The 19,468-nt window shown below is 53.6% G+C and carries 17 protein-coding genes and 1 riboswitch; of the genes, 10 read left to right on the top strand and 7 right to left on the bottom strand.

The window, feature by feature from the left end; all coding sequences use genetic code 11:
- Positions 1-166 precede the first annotated feature (166 nt).
- Genes J4E05_RS12455 through J4E05_RS12445 form a run of 3 tightly spaced genes read left to right on the top strand, consistent with a single transcriptional unit; the run spans position 167 to position 4,106 of the window.
- Positions 167-1,387, top strand: a complete 1,221-nt coding sequence (locus J4E05_RS12455; RefSeq protein ID WP_085594581.1) for a response regulator — start codon at positions 167-169, stop codon at positions 1,385-1,387.
- Positions 1,388-1,405: 18 nt separating this feature from the next.
- Positions 1,406-2,677: an HD domain-containing phosphohydrolase gene (locus tag J4E05_RS12450; protein WP_349596006.1), complete on the top strand. Its 1,272-nt coding sequence runs from the start codon at positions 1,406-1,408 to the stop codon at positions 2,675-2,677.
- 4 nt (positions 2,678-2,681) lie between these two features.
- Complete coding sequence (locus tag J4E05_RS12445; protein ID WP_349596003.1) at positions 2,682-4,106, top strand: two-component system sensor histidine kinase NtrB; 1,425 nt, start codon at positions 2,682-2,684, stop codon at positions 4,104-4,106.
- A gap of 19 nt (positions 4,107-4,125) precedes the next feature.
- On the opposite strand, the gene J4E05_RS12440 is transcribed toward J4E05_RS12445, so the two are convergent.
- Positions 4,126-4,443, bottom strand: coding sequence for a YnfA family protein (locus tag J4E05_RS12440; protein ID WP_349596000.1), 318 nt, complete (start codon positions 4,441-4,443; stop codon positions 4,126-4,128).
- A 259-nt stretch (positions 4,444-4,702) separates the two neighbouring features.
- Positions 4,703-5,707, bottom strand: a complete 1,005-nt coding sequence (locus tag J4E05_RS12435) for an asparaginase (RefSeq protein ID WP_349595998.1) — start codon at positions 5,705-5,707, stop codon at positions 4,703-4,705.
- A gap of 241 nt (positions 5,708-5,948) precedes the next feature.
- On the opposite strand from J4E05_RS12435, the gene J4E05_RS12430 reads away from it, so the two are divergent.
- Entirely contained in the window at positions 5,949-6,803 is an 855-nt protein-coding gene (locus J4E05_RS12430) for a hypothetical protein (protein WP_349595995.1), read from the top strand.
- Positions 6,804-6,924: 121 nt separating this feature from the next.
- Here the strand turns inward: J4E05_RS12430 and J4E05_RS12425 are convergent, their stop codons facing one another.
- Positions 6,925-7,416 (bottom strand): Lrp/AsnC family transcriptional regulator, encoded by a 492-nt coding sequence (locus J4E05_RS12425; RefSeq protein WP_349595993.1) that lies wholly within the window; start codon positions 7,414-7,416, stop codon positions 6,925-6,927.
- 167 nt (positions 7,417-7,583) lie between these two features.
- Here J4E05_RS12425 and phhA point away from each other — a divergent pair, with 167 nt between their 5' ends.
- On the top strand, positions 7,584-8,558 hold the full coding sequence (phhA, locus tag J4E05_RS12420) for a phenylalanine 4-monooxygenase (RefSeq protein WP_349595990.1): 975 nt from the start codon (positions 7,584-7,586) through the stop codon (positions 8,556-8,558).
- Between the two features lie 132 nt (positions 8,559-8,690).
- On the opposite strand, the gene J4E05_RS12415 is transcribed toward phhA, so the two are convergent.
- Positions 8,691-9,110, bottom strand: a complete 420-nt coding sequence (locus tag J4E05_RS12415; protein ID WP_085594593.1) for a response regulator — start codon at positions 9,108-9,110, stop codon at positions 8,691-8,693.
- An 85-nt stretch (positions 9,111-9,195) separates the two neighbouring features.
- Positions 9,196-9,369, bottom strand: coding sequence for a hypothetical protein (locus J4E05_RS12410; RefSeq protein ID WP_168184970.1), 174 nt, complete (start codon positions 9,367-9,369; stop codon positions 9,196-9,198).
- Positions 9,370-9,739: 370 nt separating this feature from the next.
- Positions 9,740-9,910: riboswitch (cobalamin riboswitch) on the top strand.
- A gap of 95 nt (positions 9,911-10,005) precedes the next feature.
- Here J4E05_RS12410 and J4E05_RS12405 point away from each other — a divergent pair.
- From J4E05_RS12405 to meaB, 3 genes are all read left to right on the top strand, one after another.
- Positions 10,006-12,096, top strand: a complete 2,091-nt coding sequence (locus tag J4E05_RS12405; protein WP_349595986.1) for a methylmalonyl-CoA mutase family protein — start codon at positions 10,006-10,008, stop codon at positions 12,094-12,096.
- A 2-nt stretch (positions 12,097-12,098) separates the two neighbouring features.
- The gene (gene scpA / locus J4E05_RS12400; protein WP_349595983.1) at positions 12,099-14,255 is read left to right on the top strand and encodes a methylmalonyl-CoA mutase; all 2,157 of its coding nucleotides are present in this window, start codon (positions 12,099-12,101) and stop codon (positions 14,253-14,255) included.
- A 253-nt stretch (positions 14,256-14,508) separates the two neighbouring features.
- Positions 14,509-15,555, top strand: a complete 1,047-nt coding sequence (gene meaB / locus J4E05_RS12395; RefSeq protein ID WP_349595980.1) for a methylmalonyl Co-A mutase-associated GTPase MeaB — start codon at positions 14,509-14,511, stop codon at positions 15,553-15,555.
- A gap of 210 nt (positions 15,556-15,765) precedes the next feature.
- On the opposite strand, the gene J4E05_RS12390 is transcribed toward meaB, so the two are convergent.
- Positions 15,766-15,918 carry a hypothetical protein gene (locus J4E05_RS12390; RefSeq protein ID WP_168184971.1) on the bottom strand — a complete coding sequence of 51 codons (153 nt, stop codon included), beginning with the start codon at positions 15,916-15,918 and terminating at the stop codon, positions 15,766-15,768.
- A 520-nt stretch (positions 15,919-16,438) separates the two neighbouring features.
- Between J4E05_RS12390 and J4E05_RS12385 the strand changes: the two genes are divergently transcribed.
- Complete coding sequence (locus tag J4E05_RS12385) at positions 16,439-17,434, top strand: tRNA dihydrouridine synthase (protein ID WP_349595978.1); 996 nt, start codon at positions 16,439-16,441, stop codon at positions 17,432-17,434.
- A gap of 45 nt (positions 17,435-17,479) precedes the next feature.
- Positions 17,480-17,926 carry a GNAT family N-acetyltransferase gene (locus J4E05_RS12380; protein WP_349595975.1) on the top strand — a complete coding sequence of 149 codons (447 nt, stop codon included), beginning with the start codon at positions 17,480-17,482 and terminating at the stop codon, positions 17,924-17,926.
- A 108-nt stretch (positions 17,927-18,034) separates the two neighbouring features.
- Here the strand turns inward: J4E05_RS12380 and fdhA are convergent, their stop codons facing one another.
- The gene (fdhA, locus tag J4E05_RS12375; RefSeq protein WP_349595973.1) at positions 18,035-19,225 is read right to left on the bottom strand and encodes a formaldehyde dehydrogenase, glutathione-independent; all 1,191 of its coding nucleotides are present in this window, start codon (positions 19,223-19,225) and stop codon (positions 18,035-18,037) included.
- Positions 19,226-19,468 lie beyond the last annotated feature (243 nt).

Here is a 19,468-nt window from a genome sequence, read left to right as displayed (position 1 = left end):
GCCTTAAATCCCAACCGGGGATTATAAAGTTAAAGGTAAATACACCCAAAACGTGAAACCTGGCGTATAATCGGGAAAACAGTATTTCGTATGTCTTCGCCTTTATATTCGTGTGCCGAACCCCCAAATAAAACTGACAAGGTGCTTTGCTCGGCAGGGATTTTTAATGAATGAAGTTCTGTTCGTCGATGATGACGAAAACATACTCAACGGGCTTCGACGCCGTTTGCACGCAAAACGGCCCAAATGGCGTACCCATTTTGCCACCAGCGGCAAAATGGCATTGGAACTTTGCGAAGCCACAAGCATGGATGTTGTCGTAAGCGACATGCGGATGCCGGGCATGGATGGATCTTCCCTGCTGGAAAAAATCCGTCTGGCCCATCCCGAAAGCACGCGCATCATTCTGTCTGGCTTTGCCGAAGACGAAGCCATTTTGCGCACTGTCGGCCCGGCCCATCAATATCTGGCAAAACCGTGCGAAGAAAGTTTGCTCATTGATACCATTGAAAATGCGCTGGAACTGAAAGACACGCTGCAACGCCCGGCCCTGCGCGCCCTGATGTCAGGAATTGATGCAATTGCCTCCCCGCCCGATACCTATATGCGCCTGGTCAAGGCGCTGGAAGACCCGTTGACAGGAAATGACCGCATCGTCGCCATTGTATCGGCCGACATCGCCCTGACCGCCGAAGTCCTGAAACTGACCAATTCAGCCTATTTTGCCATTACGCAAAAAATCAGTTCCGTGTCCCATGCCGTGCGGATGATCGGCATGGATACCCTGAAATCACTGGCCCTGTTTGTTGGCCTGTTTCAGGGGTTCAAAGGCCCGTCACACGTGACCCGGCGGCTGTATCTGTTATGTCATCGCAGCCAGCAAATTGGCATTACTGCAGCCCTGATCGCCGAGGCCGAAAATCTGGGCAAACAAATTTCCATGATGGTGCCCTCGGCAGGCATGCTTAGCCATATCGGAAGTCTGGTTTTATTGATGAACCGAACCGAAGAAATGGAAGACGTGATGGCACGTGTTGACACAAAAAACATCTCGATCATTGCGGCCGAGGAAGAAGTATTTGGTGCGGCCCACCCTGAAATCGGGGCCTATTTGCTAGGGCTGTGGGGCTTCCCCGGGCCGCTTGTCCAGGCTGTCGCCTTTCACCATCGCCCGGCCGACGTACCCGAACGGGCAATGACACCGCTTTCGGCGCTTTATTTTGCGCAAATGCTGTGCCGTGACATAAATAACGACAAAAGAACCAAGCCTTACGCCGATCAAATCGACATGACCTATCTGGAGGAACTTGGCAAAACCGACCGGCTTGAAACCTGGCGACAAATCGCCATCAAGGTAAATGACCAATATAAAACCCTGACCAGGTAATCCATCAAGGAGGGTGCAATGGAAACAAACAAGGTTCTTTTTGTCGATGATGATGAAAATTTGCTGCGCGGTGTTCGTCGCACCATGCGGGGAAAATTCGATTTGTCGATTGCGGTTGGTGGCGCACAGGCACTTGAAATCCTGGCCGGGGAAGGCCCGTTTGCCGTCTGCATCGCCGACATGCGAATGCCCGGCATGACCGGGGTTGAACTGCTTGAAACCGTTGCAAAAAAGTACCCGGAAACCGTCGGCATCATGCTGACCGGCAATGCTGACCAGGCAACAGCCATTGATGCCATTAACCGGGGCAGCATTTTTCGGTTTTTCAACAAACCCTGCGATGATGAAATTCTTGAATCCGGCATTCGTGCCGCCCTGCGCCAGCACCAGTTAATAACCGCCGAGCGCAACCTGATCGAACAGTCGCTGGCGGGCAGCATCAAGGTCCTGACCGACGTTCTGGCGCAGCTTAATCCCACCATTTTCGGTCGTGCCATGCGGGTAAAAACCTGGTGCGACAAGATTGCGGGCGACATTCAATATCCGCAACCCTGGGAACTGGGGCTGGCCGCCTTGCTGTGCCCGATTGGCATGGTATCACTCCCGCCCGATTTGCTAAGCCGGATGTCGGGTGACAAACCGTTACAACCCCTTGAACGCGATATTGTCAAACGCACCCCCGAGGTTGCCGCCAAACTGGTTGGCAATATTCCGCGTCTCGAACATGTTGCCGAAATCGTTAGCATGCAGAACCGCAATTACGACGGTACCGGCTTCCCCGACAAGGGGCCGGTGGGGGAAAATATTCCGCTGGGCGCACGGGTATTGCGCATTTTAAACCATCTGGCCGAACGCGCCCGTGGTGATGCCCCCCTGCCCCAGGATTTTGACGAATTACTGTATCACAAGGAACGCTATGACCTGGACCTGCTGGCGCGTTTGCGGTCACTACTGGCGGTTGTTGATGATGTCTATGACGAAACCGTTTATCCCGATGGTCAGGAACTTGCGATCAATATCAAGGAATTGCGGGTTGGCGATTATCTGTTAACCGACCTTGAAACCATGGAAGACCGGGTTTTGCTGACCCACGGAAATTTCATTTCCGAGGTACAGCTGCAACGGCTTAGAATATTTGAACGGCTCCACAAGTTTCGCGAACCCATTGAAGTCCGCCGTGGCGGGCAATCATTAAAGCGGGGCCGGGCCGTAACATCTTCACCGGCATCTGACAAAGCCGCTGCGAACGCTCCTGCGACATCGTCCCCGCCGCAAGAACCAAAGGCCTGACATTATGAGTGTTTCCGCCGTGCCAAAAGAAACCGCCTTTGACCCGTCCACCAGGGAAACCGTAATTCTTAGCCCCAACGACAAGGCCGATTTTGACCTGATCGCTGCGGTGCGCGAACTGGGCCTGCCCGACGAAATGGCAGCGCGCGTTGAAATGCTGATCGAGGCGCAAAAAAAACGCCACCGGGAATCCTCGCAACGCCTGCAAACCATTCTTGATAGCGTTGTTGAAGGTATTTTGATTGTCGACGGGGTTGGCCGCATTCAGGACTGCAACAAATCGGCATGTGTTCTGTTACGATCCGACCGGGAGGATCTGACAGAATCAGGAGCGGACGAAATGTTTATCGACCGCAAAAACACCGTGCGTCACAAATTGCTTAATCGCTGCATCAATATCAGCAGCGGTATTTTGCGCTATGACTATACCGAAACCATGGGCCAGCGGCGCGACGGCGACAGTTTTCCGATGGAAGTTATCGTCAGCCCCGCGCATTTCATGGGTGAAAACAGCTTTTTATACATTTTTCGCGATATCACCCGACGCAAAAAAGCCGAAGAATCACAAAAGAAGCTGGAAGGCGAACTGCGCGAAGCCTTAAAACTTGAAGCAATTGGCCATCTTGCCGGAGGCATTGCCCACGAGATTAACACACCCAGCCAATATATTCGCGATAACCTGAAATTCCTCAATGACGGATACGGGTCGTTGTCGCGGTTGTTGGGGACCGCCCTTCAAACATTATGGAAACACCGTGACAGCCTGCCCGAAGGCACCTTTCGCGAGTTTTCCAAACAAATGCGCGATGCCGATCTGGAATTTTTGCTAGATGAAATCCCCCATGCCACCCAGCAATCGCTGGACGGGATTAATCAGGTGGCACGCATCGTGCTGTCGATGAAGGAATTTTCCCATCCCGGCAGCAGCGAAAAGACCGCAACCGACATCAACCGGATTCTGTCCAACGTTATTGTTATTTCACGTAACGAGTGGAAACACAGCGCCGAACTGACCGAGGAACTGGACCCGGAATTGCCGCATATTCCTTGTTTTATCAATGAAATAAATCAGGTGTTTCTGAACCTGATTGTCAATGCGGCCCAGGCGATTGAATCATCAGGGCGCAGCGTGGAAGAAGGCCATATTCATATCAAAACCACAGCCCTTGATGATCAGATTCTGGTCAGCATTACCGATAATGGTTCGGGCATTGCCAAGGAAAACAGATCGAAAATCTTTAATCCGTTTTTCACCACCAAAGAGGTTGGCAAAGGAACGGGCCAGGGCCTGGCAATTACGCATGATATTGTGCAGGTCAAACATGGCGGTCGGATCTGGTTTGAAACTGAAATCGGAAAAGGCACCACATTTCATGTTTTGTTACCGGGCGAAGACCGCACTGGTACGGGGAACGCCCCCAACAGCTAACCAAGGCAGGTTCCGCGCCCTAACGCGGGGCAAACAAAATGACCATTGCCCCGGCCACACACATGCCAGCCCCGACCATATCCCAGCGGTCGGGGCGCATTCCTTCGACCAGCCATAACCATAGCAGCGATACCGCGATATAAACCCCGCCATAGGCCGCAAACGCCCTCCCGGCAAATGCGGTATCAACGCGGGTCAGCAAAACCGCGAAAATCACCAGGGCAATCATTCCCGGGGCAGTCCACCACGGCGATTTATCGTTTCGCAACCACGCCCAAAATGCATAACATCCGGCTATTTCGGCAGTCGCGGCAGCGATATAAAACAACAGTGACACAACAGCCCTTTCACGCCCTGATATTTCGAAATACCGAAAACGGGGTACCACAGCACCATCAATGCCACGTCAATTGACTTAGGCGACATTGATCATTGCAGGACACCTGGCTAACAGCCCCAAATATTACGGTTTGTCCCCGCGTTAGCGGCGATGGTAGCGGCAAGAATACCAATACCAATATGCCCGCCATTCGCATACTGACCGGGATGGCATTTATAGTGGTAAACAGCCCTAAAGGCCTTGTGCGATCCTGCCCTTAAAAGGCGGGGCGCATATCACCGGCATATTTGCCCGCCCAGTTGGTTAGAACCGGCGTCAAATAATCTTTCAGAGTTGCCGCACGGGCATCATCAATCACGCCATGGCGACGCAGCAATGCCCCCATTGCCACCTCGGCACCACGTTGGGCACCGTCATCAATTTTAAGGGCCACGCCCAATCCTTGTTGGGGAAATGCTGCGCAATAAACGCCTTCGGCGCCGACCTTGACCAAAGCATCGGTACCGCAAACTTCCATCACCTTGGTGCAAAAACGCCCGGTGCCTGCCACCATGAACGGGTCAGCCGCACAGCCCTTGCGAATCCGCGTAATTGCCTGTGCGCGTGCCGGGGCCAGGCCACTGGTATCGGCCATACGTGCCATTGCCAGCCCCAAATCGCGCAACCGCATGCCAATAACCGGAATTCCGCAACCATCAATACCGCGTGGCGCAGATGACAAATCACAATCGCCCATTTCTTCCAAAATGCGAATCAGGCGTTGCTGCACCGGGTGGGCTTCGTTGATATACCCCGTCGGGTCTTCGCCCAAATGCACCGCCGTTGTCAAAAAGCCCGAATGTTTACCTGAACAGTTATTGTGCGCCCTGGTCAGTTGTACATGGTCCACCGCCTGTTCAATCGCCGATGCCAGTCGCAGCGAATAATGCGGCGCACATTCCAGCGTATCAACCGACAACCCCAGTTTTTCAAGCCATGCCGCCACAGTATGGGCGTGGCGTTCCTCACCGTTATGCGACGAACAGGCCAGCGCAATATGCTGGTCTTCCAATTTAAACGCATCGGCCGCACCGCTTTCAACCATCGGAATTGCCAATAATGGCTTGATCGCGGAACGCGGATACATCAACGCATCAATATCGCCGCCCTGCTCAATTACAGTGCCATCGGCTTTCATCACCACATAACGCCCGCGATGAAAACTTTCGACCATGGTTCCACGGGTGGCTTCAACAAGGATCGGGTTGGCACGATTGGTCATGATGGGCTCCGCATATGGGGGACGGGTTATATCGGTCATCGAATACTAATCTTTCCTATGCCTGAAATCACAGGCAAAAGGCAAGAACCGTTCACGGCGCGGACCGCACGATAAAACCGGTTACAATTTGCTTTTCACCATCCTTTACAGGGGAACCAGTCCCGTTCCCACGCGTCGGCAGCATCCCGATAACAGGGTGTGTTTCAATCACCCCGTGTAACATTATCAGGAGTATCCCGTCATGAAACGAGCCTTGTTCGCCCTTTGCAGCATCGTCATATCGAACAGCCTTGCGTCACCCGCCGTGGCCGAAAACAAGTGGCTTACCCCCCAGGATGCGATCTCGCAGCTATGGTCGGGCCGCTCCCCTGTCGGGCAGGGAAAAGAATGGCCGGTTGATCAATGCAATAATTGGGGAGCCTTGCCTGAAGATGTTCAGACGGCATCAACCAACACCTTGTCCGGGCTGGTTATTCCCACGGTGGGTGTTAACCGTGCGATCCTGACCACTGGCCTGCAACAAATGGCCAAATCCCTGCTGGCCTATGATTTAGCCACGCTCGAAGCCGGTCATTTTTATCCGCCCGACGATATTGACGGTCCCTTTGCCCTTAACCCCGCCTATTGGCAAAATGCTGCCCGGTCCCCGCATGGCAATGCTCTTGACCACCTGCCAGTCCTTGATATTTCCGGGTTTGACAACGAAATTCATATGACCGAAGTGCTAAAAACACAAAACCGCGCCGAAGTCATGAATACCCTTAATCAAACCGGGGGAATGACCAACAGCCAGCGATGGAACTATTACGCGGCGCGTTTTTCAAAAGTAGGGCAGGAAAACATTCCGCTAACGGGCTATGTCGAATTTACCCAGATGGAAGACCAGTGGGACGACCAATATGCCTTTGCCGCGGCTGACGGGCGCATCGTTTACGATTACGTCAACAACCGGATATACTATACGCCTGCCCATTACAAACAATGGAAACAGGACGATTTCACACCTGATGACACCCCGGCATATGGTTGCACGCCCGAAGGCACCTGTTGCGACCCGTTTTTCAAAATTGCCAATGACCAACAGGCTGCACAATAACAAACGATCTGGCAGGAAGGCGGTGTAAAGCCCCTTCCTTGCCGGTTTTCGGCGACCATTGCACCTGGCACATCTGCTGTCACGAACCTGCCTGCTCGTTGCCCTGCATCGTGCCTTACATCTATATCCGCGCCGACGGATCCACCCTGATCGGAATGGCGGTTTCGTTTTTATATTCCTTAAGCACCAAACTGGATTGCACATCGCGTACATTGGGCATCGACAGCAATTTATGGGTCACAAAATCACCAAAACTTTCAATGTCTTGTGCCAGTGCCATTAACAAAAAATCCTGCCGCCCGGTCATGGCCCAGCACGACAAAATCTCGGGCAAATCATTCATCGCACGGGCAAAATCTTCGGCACCAGCTTCGGTATGGCGCTGCAAACGGACCTGAACCGTTGCCAAAACCCCCAACCCTGCTTTTTTGCGATCCAGCAGGGCAACGGTTTTACGGATCATTCCCGATGCCTCTAGCTGTTTCACCCGGCGCAAACAGGGCGATGGTGACATACCCACAATTTCAGCCAGGGCAACATTGCTTATGCTGGCATCCTTTTGCAGGACATTTAAAATTTTCACATCCGTTGCCGAAAGCTCAACATCCGTCATTTTTAACCCCAAAATCGCAATAATCAGTCACATCATGACATACAAACCATAAAAACGCATCCATATCGCCCGGAAATGACGCTGAAACTACTGTAAAATACAATCTTCACAAATACCCGAAACCGGCCACCAGAATGCCGGAGACTTATTCGTCAGTGAGGAACGTCATGAACAGGTTTCAGGCCGAAAAAACACCTTCCTTTGTCACCGATCCGCATTTTAGCCCGGCAGAAAGGCAAAACGGCAATGATAGCGCCCAATTAGCGCCCTCTTGTGCGCCAAAGGCTCCGGCCCCTAACCTGCGCGGAGATTACAGCCATACCCATGACGATTACACAGTCGATCAAAACTGGGAAAAGTACAGCGCCGCCGAACATGCCTTGTGGCGCGAATTGTATCAGCGCCAAAGTGCAATTTTACCCGGCATGGCCGCCGACGATTTTATTGCCAATCTGGCACGGATGAACGCGCAGGATGGCATTCCAAAATTCGATAAAATCAGCGAACAGCTTTTTGCTGCCACCGGCTGGCGGCTGGTCGCCGTGCCCGGCCTTGTGCCCGATGATGCGTTCTTTAATCATCTTGCCAATCGCCGTTTTCCGGTAACGGTGTGGCTGCGCAAACCCGAAGAGATCGATTATCTGGTCGAACCCGACGTTTTTCACGATTTTTTTGGCCATGTGCCCATGCTGTTTGATCCGGTATTTGCCGATTATCTGGCGGCCTACGGTGCCAAAGGCCCGGAAGCGATCAAACACGGGTCACTAAAGCAGCTCGCCCGGCTGTACTGGTACATGGTGGAATTTGGTCTGATCAAAACTACAGACGGTTTGCGTGCCTATGGCGCAGGAATGTTATCGTCAAAAAGCGAGACTTTATATTGCCTTAGCGACCCACGACCAAATCGCATCGGATTTGCACTGGAACGTGTGATGCGAACAGACTACAAGATCGACGATTTTCAAAAAACCTACTTCGTTCTTGAGAGCTATCAACAGCTGTTCGAGGCGACGTTACAGGATTTTGAAAATCTCTATACGCGTCTTGCCAGTCTGCCCGTTATTCCACCAGCAGGCGTTCTGGATTCAGACCGCGTGTATCACTTCGGTAACGAAGGATACGCCTTCGATGGCACTGGCTAACACCGGGTGCCTGGACAAGGGAGCTTGCCCGCCGGTTGCGATGCGACCGGCGGGTTTTATTTTGCCGCCACTCCCGTTACCGCACCATTGGCAATAGCGGTCTAACGCGAGCGCGCAGCAAATATTGATGAATTAATGGCTAAGAACGTTTTCCAAAACGCGGTTCAACTGCGCGATAACAACCATCGGACTGGAATCCTTGCTGATAAAATCAGCCGCCCCAAGGGCTTCAGCCTGGGCGCGAGTATCGGCATCGTAATGGGCGGAAAAAAACAAAACCGGGACATCATTTGAACTGGGAAACCGGCGGCGAATTTCGCAAAAAGCTTCAAAGCCGCTCATACCGGGCATTTCCAGATCCAGAATAATGGCGCGAGGTGCCATACCATCTAGCGAATCGATCAAATCATCGGCGCAATCAAACCCTGCAACAGCATATCCCGCACGCCGCAAAACCGTCTCAAGGGCGGCTTTGGCACTGGGGCTGTCGTCGGCAAAGGCCACCAGACCAGACAGGCTGGGATAAGGCGGCATGGCGCTTAGCGCGTTCATGAATGGCTTCTCTCCGAATTTCAGGACAGCCCGACCATAGAGGCTGAAAATGTCGAATTGGTTAAATGTCGAAATTTTGCCGCATTTAAACGGCTTTCTCCCGCAATGATGCAACAAACGCCAGAAATGCACGGGTTTTGGCCGGTGGATGGTGGCGCGAAGGGTGATAAACATGGGCGGGGAAAATTTCTTCGCCCCAGTCCGGGAACAATTCTGTTAACGCATTTCTGCCCGTGAAATGCAGACGACCAACTTCCATAACCCGGGCAATCCTATGGCCTGCAATACTGGTGCGATAAAGCGCTCCTGTATCGCCCAGCAGCAAAAACCCCCGTTAAGCACAATAAGGAAACCGCTGTTGATCGCTCTGGTTTGTGGGAACCTGCCCGTCTTCGAATCCCGAAACGCGGCATGGTTCTTTGCCGTTCCCGGGTGTCCTGTTGTTCATCATAGCACCAAAGTCTGATGCGCCCACATCGCCAAACGGCCTTTTCGACACCATCAGACACATGCAAAATTTTTCCTTATTAATTGAATTTGCACTATTTTTCATCGATTCTTATTTTAACCGGGTTCTACCTTTCGAATAAATAGGTATTTCCATGCCTATTTACTGAATTGGGCGGGGGTGCTATAAACAGGACCGTCCCCGCAAGGGGACATGGAACATTTTCCGGGAATTCGGTGCGGCCCCTGCCAAATCCGAAACTGCCCCCGCAACTGTTGGTTCCGTAACGTCAGGGGCGCCAATGCAGCCTGTGACGCCGGGAACAAGTCAGATTACCGGGATTGTTTCGCTCTCTGACAGGGGCCGGGCGGGGTGTACCGGGCGATGGGAACCAATGGTGCCACGCCAGTGCGCGGTACTTCGTATCGACCGCGACCGGGAGCAACCATGACCGATCAGAGCTTGAAACTGGCATCTGAATTTCCGCCTGCCGATTATGCAGCATGGCGCAAACTGGCCGAAGCCGCCCTGAACGGCGCGCCGTTTGACAAAAAACTGGTAACACACCTGCGCGACGGTTTTGATGTTCAGCCCATTTACACAGCCGATGATCTTGATGGTGACATCGCCCAAATTCACCCCTCCCTGATCGCGACCAACAGCCAGCTTGCCGCGGCACCCAACGCGAATGAAAAAACAACAAATACCGGCGCAAACCCTGCCGCAACCGGCTGGGATATTCGCCAGCTCCATGCCCATCCATCACCCAAAGCGGTGAATGATGCCATTCTGGAAGATCTGGAAAGTGGTGTGACATCCATTTTGCTGCGGTTTGATCATGCCGCAAGGTTTGGTCGGGGTGCCCGTGGGGATGATGCGGGGCTGGGTGGCGTCATGGTTTATAATCTGGATGACCTCAACCACACACTGAACGGCGTTTATACCAATCTGGCACCAATCGCACTGGATGCCGGGGCAGCAACCATACCCTGCGCAGCCTTGCTGGCCGCCCGCATGGCCCGCGAAGACGATATTTCCGACGCCGCACCTGCCTTTAATTTTGACCCGATAAGCACATATGTTGCCGAGGGGTACTGCCCAACCGACCTGACAACCGCATTAAAACAGACCGGCAGTTTTGCCCGAACGATGGCTGATAAATTCCCCAATGCCACAGCGATAACGGTAAACAGCACGCCGTGGTATAATGCCGGGGCAACCGACAGCATGGAACTTGCCATTTCACTGGCAACCGGCCTTGCCTATTTCCGTGCCATGGTTGATACCGGTATGGAGGGCGCAAAGGCTGCCACCAGCATTACTTTTACCACGGCCATTGGCACCGATTTTTTTGCCGGCATTGCCAAATTACGCGCCCTGCGCCTGATGTGGCGGCGTATTTTGCAGGCATCAGGCATTGAAGGCTGCCCCATCACCATCAATGCCATATCGGCCGAACAAATCATCAGCAAAGTGGACCCGTGGGTAAATATGCTGCGCACCACTGTCACCAGTTTTGCCGGCGGGCTGGGCGGGGCAGATAGTGTTGTGTGCCTGCCCTACGACCATGCCATTGGCTTGCCGGACGGTTTTTCACGCCGTATTGCCCGTAATACCCAGCTGATTTTACAGGAAGAAAGCAATGTTCACCGTGTCATCGATCCGGCAGGTGGTTCGTGGTTTATTGAAAACCTGACCCGTGATCTGGCACTTAATGCCTGGCAAAAATTTCAGTCCATCGAAGACAATGGCGGCATTATCAATGCCGTTGAAAACGGCAGTCTCGTTGCTGAAATTACCGATCTTTGGCAAAAACGTGAATCCCGCCTTGCAACCCGGCGCGACCCGTTAACCGGTGTTTCCGAATTCCCCAATATCGACGAAGCCGCCGTGCATTGCGAAACACCCGATATTACGGTTTTGCGTACGGCGGCCCAAAACAGGGCCATGCCGCCTGATGTAAAAATTGGCAATGATTTTAGCGATCTGGTCACCGCCGCAGCCAAAGGGGCCAGTATCGAACAATTGTTTAATGCCCTGTATGGTGACCCGTCATCGGCAAGCCGCATACCCCCACTGCCACAACATCGTTTGTCCGAGGCGTTTGAAGCCAACCGCCGCCGTGCATCGGCACATAAAATGGAAACCGGTACGGCACCACAAATTTTCCTGTGCAATATAAGCAAGGTTGCCGACCATACGGCACGGGCAATGTTTGCACGTAACTTTTTTGGTGCTGGCGGCATTGAAGCCATTCCCAATAACGGCTTTGCCAACGGCCATGATGCGGCCATTGCCTTTAAGCAAAGCGGGGCAAAAATTGCCATCATTTGCGGATCGGATACACAATATGCCGAACATGCCGCTGAAATGGCAAAATCGCTAAACGCAGCAGGTGCCCGCAAAATTTATCTGGCCGGGCATCCCGGTGATAACCGGGGGGCTTTTGAAGCCGCCGGAATTAATGATTTCATTTTTGTCGGATCGGATGTGGTTGCCACAACCACCGCCGTCCTTGACCATCTGGGAGTGAAATAACCATGACCCGGATCCCTGATTTTTCCGATCTGCCCTTATTTGATACAAAGGCAAACACGCCCACCGCCCCGTCATCGGGCGTGCCATGGCATACGCCCGAAGGCATTGACGTAAAACCTGTTTACGACACCGATGATATTGCCGGGCTGGACCATTTGCACACCATGCCAGGGATGCCGCCCTTTTTGCGCGGCCCCTATCCCACCATGTATGTGCAACGCCCGTGGACGATCCGCCAATATGCCGGTTTTTCCACCGCCGAGGAATCCAACGCCTTTTACCGCCGCAACCTTGCCGCCGGGCAAAAGGGCCTTTCGATTGCCTTCGACCTGGCCACCCATCGCGGCTATGACAGCGACCACCCCCGGGTGGCTGGCGATGTCGGCATGGCCGGTGTGGCGATTGATAGCATCTATGACATGCGCACCCTGTTTGATGGCATCCCGCTTGATCAAATGTCGGTGTCCATGACCATGAATGGCGCGGTGTTGCCAGTAATGGCGCTGTATATTGCCGCGGCCGAGGAACAGGGCGTTAAACACGCCCAGCTTTCGGGCACCATCCAGAACGACATTCTCAAAGAATTCATGGTGCGCAACACCTATATCTATCCGCCCAAACCGTCGATGCGGATCATTTCCGACATTTTTGCCTTTACCTCGCAAAACATGCCGAAATTCAATTCGATTTCCATTTCCGGCTATCACATGCAGGAAGCCGGGGCGACGGCGGACCTGGAACTGGCCTATACCCTGGCCGACGGGGTGGAATATGCCCGTGCTGGCATGGAAGCCGGTCTCGATATCGATAAATTCGCCCCGCGCCTGTCGTTTTTCTGGGCGATTGGCATGAATTTCTTTATGGAAATTGCCAAAATGCGCGCCGCCCGTATGATCTGGGCCAAGCTGATCAAACAATTTGATCCCCAAAGCAACAAATCACTATCGCTGCGCACCCATAGCCAGACATCGGGCTGGTCACTGACCGCGCAAGATGTGTTTAACAACGTGATCCGCACCTGTATTGAAGCCATGGCATCAACACAGGGTCATACCCAGTCGCTTCATACCAATGCCCTGGACGAAGCCCTGGCTCTGCCAACCGATTTTTCCGCACGCATTGCCCGCAACACCCAACTGTTTTTGCAGCAGGAAAGCGGAACCACCAATGTGATCGACCCGTGGGGCGGCAGTTATTATGTCGAACGTCTTACCCGCGATCTGGCCGAAAAGGCCTGGGCGCATATTGCCGAGGTCGAAGAACAAGGCGGCATGGCCAAGGCGATTGAAGCCGGCATTCCCAAAATGCGGATCGAAGAAGCCGCCGCCCGCACCCAGGCCCGTATCGATAGCGGCCGTCAAACCCTGGTCGGGGTGAACAAATACCGCGTAACGGACGACCGCCCGGTAGATGTGTTGCAGGTTGATAATGCCGAAGTTCGCCGCCAGCAAATTGCCAAGCTGGAACGTTTGCGGGCCGAACGCGACGATAACGCCGTTGAAAGTGCGCTTACCGCGCTGACCAATGCGGCAGGTGAAAAATCGGGCAATTTGCTGGAACTGGCCGTGCAGGCCGCGCGGGCAAAATGCACCGTTGGCGAAATTTCCGATGCGCTGGAAAAGGTTTATGGTCGTCATCAGGCTGTTATCCGTTCCATCGCTGGGGTTTATAAAACCGAAGTAGGTGCCAATAACGCTGCCCTTGAAAAAGTGGCGCGCCTGGTCGATGCCTTTGCCGAGGCCGAAGGACGCCGCCCGCGTATCCTGATTGCCAAAATGGGGCAGGACGGGCATGACCGTGGGCAAAAGGTGATTGCAACAGCCTTTGCCGATTTAGGCTTTGACGTCGATATTGGCCCGCTGTTCCAGACGCCAGAAGAAGCCGCCCGCCAGGCCGCTGAAAACGACGTGCATATCGTCGGCGCAAGCTCCCTTGCTGCCGGGCATTTAACGCTGGTGCCGCAATTGCGCACCGAGCTGGATAAACTGGGCCGCGAGGACATTATGATTGTGGCTGGCGGGGTTATTCCGCCGCAGGATTTCGATAAGCTGTTTGCCGCCGGGGCCGAGGCCATTTTTCCGCCCGGCACCGTGATTGCCGAAGCCGCCAGCGAATTACTGGAAAAATTGCTGGACGGCGAAACATCAAACGCGGCCTAGAACCAAAACTCTGAGCCGGGCAGCGGTATCCAAAGCACAGTCTGTGCCCGGTTTATTTTACCATTTACGCCTTCATCAATTTGCCCCCGCCACAGGCGGCTCGATAGCCCGTTAATACAGGGCAACAAGTGGCACCAACCTTGCCCGTGCGATGGTGCAAGCAGTATGATCGACAGGATGGGGTAAAAGGTAGCGCAAAAAACCATGGCGAAATGCCCTGTTTGAAACCTGACGGCATGACAAAGGATATCTGGTGAAGGAAACGTTGCGCACCATTCCGGGTAAAAACGCCACCACCAACCCGCGCCCCCGGGTGCGCAGACGGGTGCTGGAAACCACCGAGATAGTCGAGGGTGTTCTGGCGGGCAATCGCACGATATTGTCACGTGCCATTACACTGGTTGAAAGCCGCAAACCCGAACATTTCACTCAGGCGCAACAGGTGCTGGAACAGTTAATGCCCCATACCGGCGGATCACACCGTATTGGCATTACCGGGGTTCCTGGCGTTGGCAAATCGACCTTTATCGAGGCGTTTGGCACCAAACTCACCAAAGCGGGGCATAAAGTGGCCGTTTTGGCCGTGGACCCGACCAGCGCACGGTCAGGTGGATCGATTTTGGGGGATAAAACCCGGATGAACGACCTGTCGATTGACCCCAACGCCTATATTCGCCCCTCGCCCAGCAGCGGGTATTTAGGCGGTGTCAACCGCATGACGCGCGAAACCATTTTGCTGTGCGAGGCCGCAGGCTTTGACGTGGTGCTGGTCGAAACCGTCGGGGCCGGGCAAAGCGAAACCATGGTTGCGCAAATGACCGATTTCTTTTTGGTGCTGATGTTGCCCGGGGCAGGCGATGAATTACAGGGCATTAAAAAAGGCGTGTTGGAAATTGCCGATCTGATTGCGGTTAACAAATCCGATGCCGACCCGGCCAAAGCCCGCGAAGCCAAACGGGAATATTCATCGGCCCTGCGCATTTTACAGCCCACCAGCCATCACTGGCGCCCGCAATCCATGATGGTGTCCTCCCTGACCCGCGAGGGGCTGGACGAGGCATGGGACCTGATCAAACAACACCGCCAGATCATGGAAAAAGAAGGCGAATTTGCCGCCAAGCGGGCGCGCCAGCAACATGAATGGATGTGGACCATGCTGCGCGACCGGCTGCTGGAAACCTTTACCCGGCGCGAAGATGTTCGCAGCGCCCTGCCCGATCTCGAACAAAACGTATTATCGGGTTCCATAAACCCGACACAAGCGGTCGAAGAACTTTTGGCGATGATGGCGCAAAAATAGCGAAAAAACAAAAGGGCTACGAAACCGCAGCCCTTTATCCCAATATCCAATGAACGCAATTTACCATCGCAACCGGCTACCAGGGACGATAACCTGCGGGAAATGTAAAATGCCCCTGACCTATCATATAGGCCGCGCCAAGGCATATCACACCGCATTGCGTCTGGTGCGCTCGTCAAAATCAGGTATCAAACGCCAGACAAGCCAGCGTTATTTCTTTTCGTCAGCTTCGAGCTTATCTTTAAGTTCCTGAAGTTTGGCGACCGCCTCGGAAATCTCGCGATCCACGTGGGAGTAGCTTTCGCGTTTGTCACGCGGCATGGCTTCAAGCTCGTCCAATGCCTTTTGCACAATATACAGCATCGTTGGGATCCTCCAGTTCGTCGTTTATGATGTATTTTATAATCAAACCAATCGTCAACACCCCTTAATTCCTGCGGAGTGCAGATGTCTTTTATCCTGTTGGGGCTACCAGATAAATAGGGATTTCCAATGAAAATAACCAGACTTGATCACCTGGTTTTGACCGTGAAAAGCATTGCAGTCCCTGTTGAATTTTATCAAACCATTTTAGACATGAACCGTAAGGATTTTGGTAATGGCCGTGCCGCCCCGCATTTTGGGGGGCAAAACCAATTTGCACCCAGCAAACACCATTCCTGATGATAACGTACATCGCCCCCTGCCCGGTTCCGCCGATTTGTGTTTTTAACCCAAACACCGCTTGACGCCGTAATTGAACATCTGCACAAGCACGGACAGAAAACTATCGAAGGCCAGATCGAACGAACCGGTGCTACCGGCCCGCTTCGGTCAGTTTATATTTACGATCCGGCCGAAAACCTGATCGAAATTCGCAATCCGCGATAGGGAATAAAAGACGATGACGCAATTGGTGTTAGCACCAATGGAAGGGCTTGTAGACTGGCGCGTTCGGCAATTGCTAAGTGCGGTTGGCGGCTTTGACCAATGCGTTACCGAATTTATCCGCGTGTCGCAAACCCTGTTCCCGGCGCATGTCTTTTATCGTTATTGCCCCGAATTGCATCAGGGCGGCAAAACCGCCAGCGGGCAGCCTGTTCTGGTCCAGCTGATGGGCCATGACCCGCAATTATTGGGTGAAAATGCTGCCTTTGCCGTTGAACTGGGCGCACCGGGCATTGATATCAATTTTGGTTGCCCGTCCAAAACCGTCAATAAACGCGAAGCAGGCGCGTCTTTGTTAAAATGCCCGGAAAACCTGTTTAACATTGTCCGTGCCGTGCGCGCCGCCGTTCCGGGCCATATCGCGGTTAGTGCCAAAATCCGCCTGGGATATGCCGATAAAACCCTGTTTCTGGAAAATGCCCGTGCGGTTGAAGAAGGTGGCGCGCAACATTTAACCGTTCATGCCCGCACCAAACTGGAAGGTTACAAGCCGCCCGCACATTGGGAATATCTGGCCCGCATCCGCGAGGTCCTTTCCATCCCAATGACAGCCAATGGCGAAATCTGGACCCTCGAGGATTATATCCGCTGCCGCGATATTTCCGGCTGCACGTCCTTTATGCTGGGGCGCGGTGCCATTGCCTGCCCGGACCTTGCCGCGCGCATCAAGGCAATGGAAACTGGCGAAGCACCGGCAAAACAAAGCTGGGCCGATGTTTTGGGCATTCTGTTGGCCTATATCGACCTTCTGGCACAGGACGGTGCGACTGAAAATCATCAGGCCGGGCGCATCAAACAATGGGTCGCGCTGATGCGCAAGGGCCATGCCCCTGCTGCACAATGCTTTGACGAGATCAAGCGCATTCGCGATATTGACGAGCTGCGCACCAAATTAAGCGAAGACCGCGAAAAGCCTGAAAACCGGCAGCAAGACAAACGGATCGCGGCTTAAAAAAAGCCTCAAAGCCACCAAACGCCTCCGGTTATGGACGTCGCCATGCCCCTTTCCGATCTGACCATACGCCCCTATGATCCGCAGGATTGCGACGATCTTCTCGCAATCTGGCTTGCGGCATCGCGCCTTGGGCATGCCTTTTTGGGGGAAAAGACGCTGTTACAACAACAGCTCATCGTGCGTGATGTCTATTTGCCGCAGGCGGAAAACCACGTTGCCCTCGTTGGTCACATTCCGGTGGGCTTCATTGGTTTGCTCGATTGTTTTATTGGCGGGCTTTTTGTGGCCCCGGCCTTTCATGGCAGGAATATTGGCCGGTCCCTGGTGGAACATGTCAGCCCGGTCAAACCCTGGCTGGAACTCGAGGTTTATGCTGCCAACCCCTTGGCACCGCCTTTTTATCGCAAATTGGGTTTTCACGAAATCTCCCGCCGCGCCAAGGATGATGACGGACGCCCCTTTGAGCTGATCCGCATGCGACGGGGTTAATCAGCCGCCATAAGGCCGGGCTGTTGGAGCAAACCAAAACATAAAAATCCCCGCCAGACGACCTGACGGGGATTTTCGTTACATTCAGCAGGTCAAAGCCAGCTAACCTTAGCTTGCCTTGGCCAGCATGCCGTGCGGGTCGAGGACAAATTTCTTGGCTGCCCCCTGGTCAAAGCTTTCATAGCCCTGTGCGGCATCTTCCAGCGAAATGACCTGGGCATTAACGATATCGGCAATGTTCAGTCGGCCATGCAAAATGGCCTGCATCAGTTGCCGGTTATATTTGATCACCGGGGTCTGCCCGGTATGGAAGGATTGTGCCTTGGCCCAGCCCAGGCCAAAGCGCAGCGACAGGCTGCCCTGTTTGGCCGCTTCGTCAACAGCACCCGGATCTTCGGTAACATACAGGCCGGGAATACCGATGGAACCTGCCGCCCGGGTGATTTCCATCATCTGGTTAAGCACAATCGCCGGCTGTTCACCGCCACTATGCCCACGCGCCTCGAAACCCACGGCATCAATGGCGCTATCCACTTCGGGGCTGCCGGTGATTTCGGCAATCATCTCGCCCAACCGGTCGCTTTGTGACAAATCGACAGGCTCAAACCCCATTTTAGCCGCATGGGCCAGACGTTCCTTGTTGAAATCGCCAACCATTACAACGGCCGCACCCAAAATACGGGCCGATGCCGCCGCCGCCAGACCAACCGGGCCTGCACCTGCCACATACACAATGGAACCAACACCAACACCGGCCTGCACCGCGCCATGAAAGCCGGTCGGCAAAATATCGGACAACATGGTCAGATCGCGGATTTTTTCCATCGCCTGATCCCGATCAGGGAATTTCAGCAAGTTAAAGTCGGCATAAGGCACCATCACATAATGGGCCTGCCCGCCAATCCAGCCGCCCATATCGACATAACCATACGCCCCACCGGCACGGGACGGATTAACTGTCAGGCATACACCGGTATCTTGCGATTTGCAGCACCGGCACCGGCCGCAAGCGACATTAAACGGAACCGATACGATATCGCCAATTTCAAGCTGTTCAACATCGCTGCCCTTTTCAATAACCTGCCCGGTTATTTCATGGCCCAACACAAGGCCAGGCTCGGCCGTTGTGCGCCCGCGCACCATATGCTGGTCAGACCCGCAAATATTGGTCGATATCACCTTTAAAATAACAGCATGGTCGATCTTGCGACCATCTGGCGATGACATTACCGGATCCAGAATATTCCGGACTTCCACTTTGCCCGGACCAACATAAACAACACCTCTGTTCGCGCTCATTTGCTTCCTCCGCTGATATAAAGCCTTCGGACATTCCGGGGCTTTGATTGTTTTCTTTTGATGGCCCTGGTCACCGCGCAGGTACACGGCCGGCACTTCGGGGCGAAATGCCTATAACGCCCCCGATCAAAAGGGCGCTGAACAAGTCCTGAAGAAGCACAAAATCTGGAGAAGCGACACAAAACCCAAAATACCCTGTTTTGCGTCATTCACCTGCTGCCGGAGCAACACGCAAATCCGGTG

This window comes from Thalassospira sp. NFXS8 (genome assembly GCF_040148805.1).
In the GTDB taxonomy this organism is placed as follows: domain Bacteria; phylum Pseudomonadota; class Alphaproteobacteria; order Rhodospirillales; family Thalassospiraceae; genus Thalassospira.
Note: the sequence above shows the minus strand (reverse complement) of the source record. Positions and strands in the feature narration are given on the sequence as shown.

Coding starts and splice junctions, on each gene's coding strand:
- J4E05_RS12415 (WP_085594593.1), bottom strand. CDS start 9,110: ATGAACGCGCTAAGCGCCATGCCGCCTTATCCCAGCCTGTCTGGTCTG.
- J4E05_RS12445 (WP_349596003.1), top strand. CDS start 2,682: ATGAGTGTTTCCGCCGTGCCAAAAGAAACCGCCTTTGACCCGTCCACC.
- J4E05_RS12405 (WP_349595986.1), top strand. CDS start 10,006: ATGACCGATCAGAGCTTGAAACTGGCATCTGAATTTCCGCCTGCCGAT.
- J4E05_RS12380 (WP_349595975.1), top strand. CDS start 17,480: ATGCCCCTTTCCGATCTGACCATACGCCCCTATGATCCGCAGGATTGC.
- J4E05_RS12385 (WP_349595978.1), top strand. CDS start 16,439: ATGACGCAATTGGTGTTAGCACCAATGGAAGGGCTTGTAGACTGGCGC.
- scpA (WP_349595983.1), top strand. CDS start 12,099: ATGACCCGGATCCCTGATTTTTCCGATCTGCCCTTATTTGATACAAAG.
- J4E05_RS12425 (WP_349595993.1), bottom strand. CDS start 7,416: ATGACGGATGTTGAGCTTTCGGCAACGGATGTGAAAATTTTAAATGTC.
- J4E05_RS12430 (WP_349595995.1), top strand. CDS start 5,949: ATGAAACGAGCCTTGTTCGCCCTTTGCAGCATCGTCATATCGAACAGC.
- J4E05_RS12455 (WP_085594581.1), top strand. CDS start 167: ATGAATGAAGTTCTGTTCGTCGATGATGACGAAAACATACTCAACGGG.
- phhA (WP_349595990.1), top strand. CDS start 7,584: ATGAACAGGTTTCAGGCCGAAAAAACACCTTCCTTTGTCACCGATCCG.
- fdhA (WP_349595973.1), bottom strand. CDS start 19,225: ATGAGCGCGAACAGAGGTGTTGTTTATGTTGGTCCGGGCAAAGTGGAA.
- J4E05_RS12450 (WP_349596006.1), top strand. CDS start 1,406: ATGGAAACAAACAAGGTTCTTTTTGTCGATGATGATGAAAATTTGCTG.
- J4E05_RS12435 (WP_349595998.1), bottom strand. CDS start 5,707: ATGACCAATCGTGCCAACCCGATCCTTGTTGAAGCCACCCGTGGAACC.
- J4E05_RS12410 (WP_168184970.1), bottom strand. CDS start 9,369: ATGGAAGTTGGTCGTCTGCATTTCACGGGCAGAAATGCGTTAACAGAA.
- J4E05_RS12390 (WP_168184971.1), bottom strand. CDS start 15,918: ATGCTGTATATTGTGCAAAAGGCATTGGACGAGCTTGAAGCCATGCCG.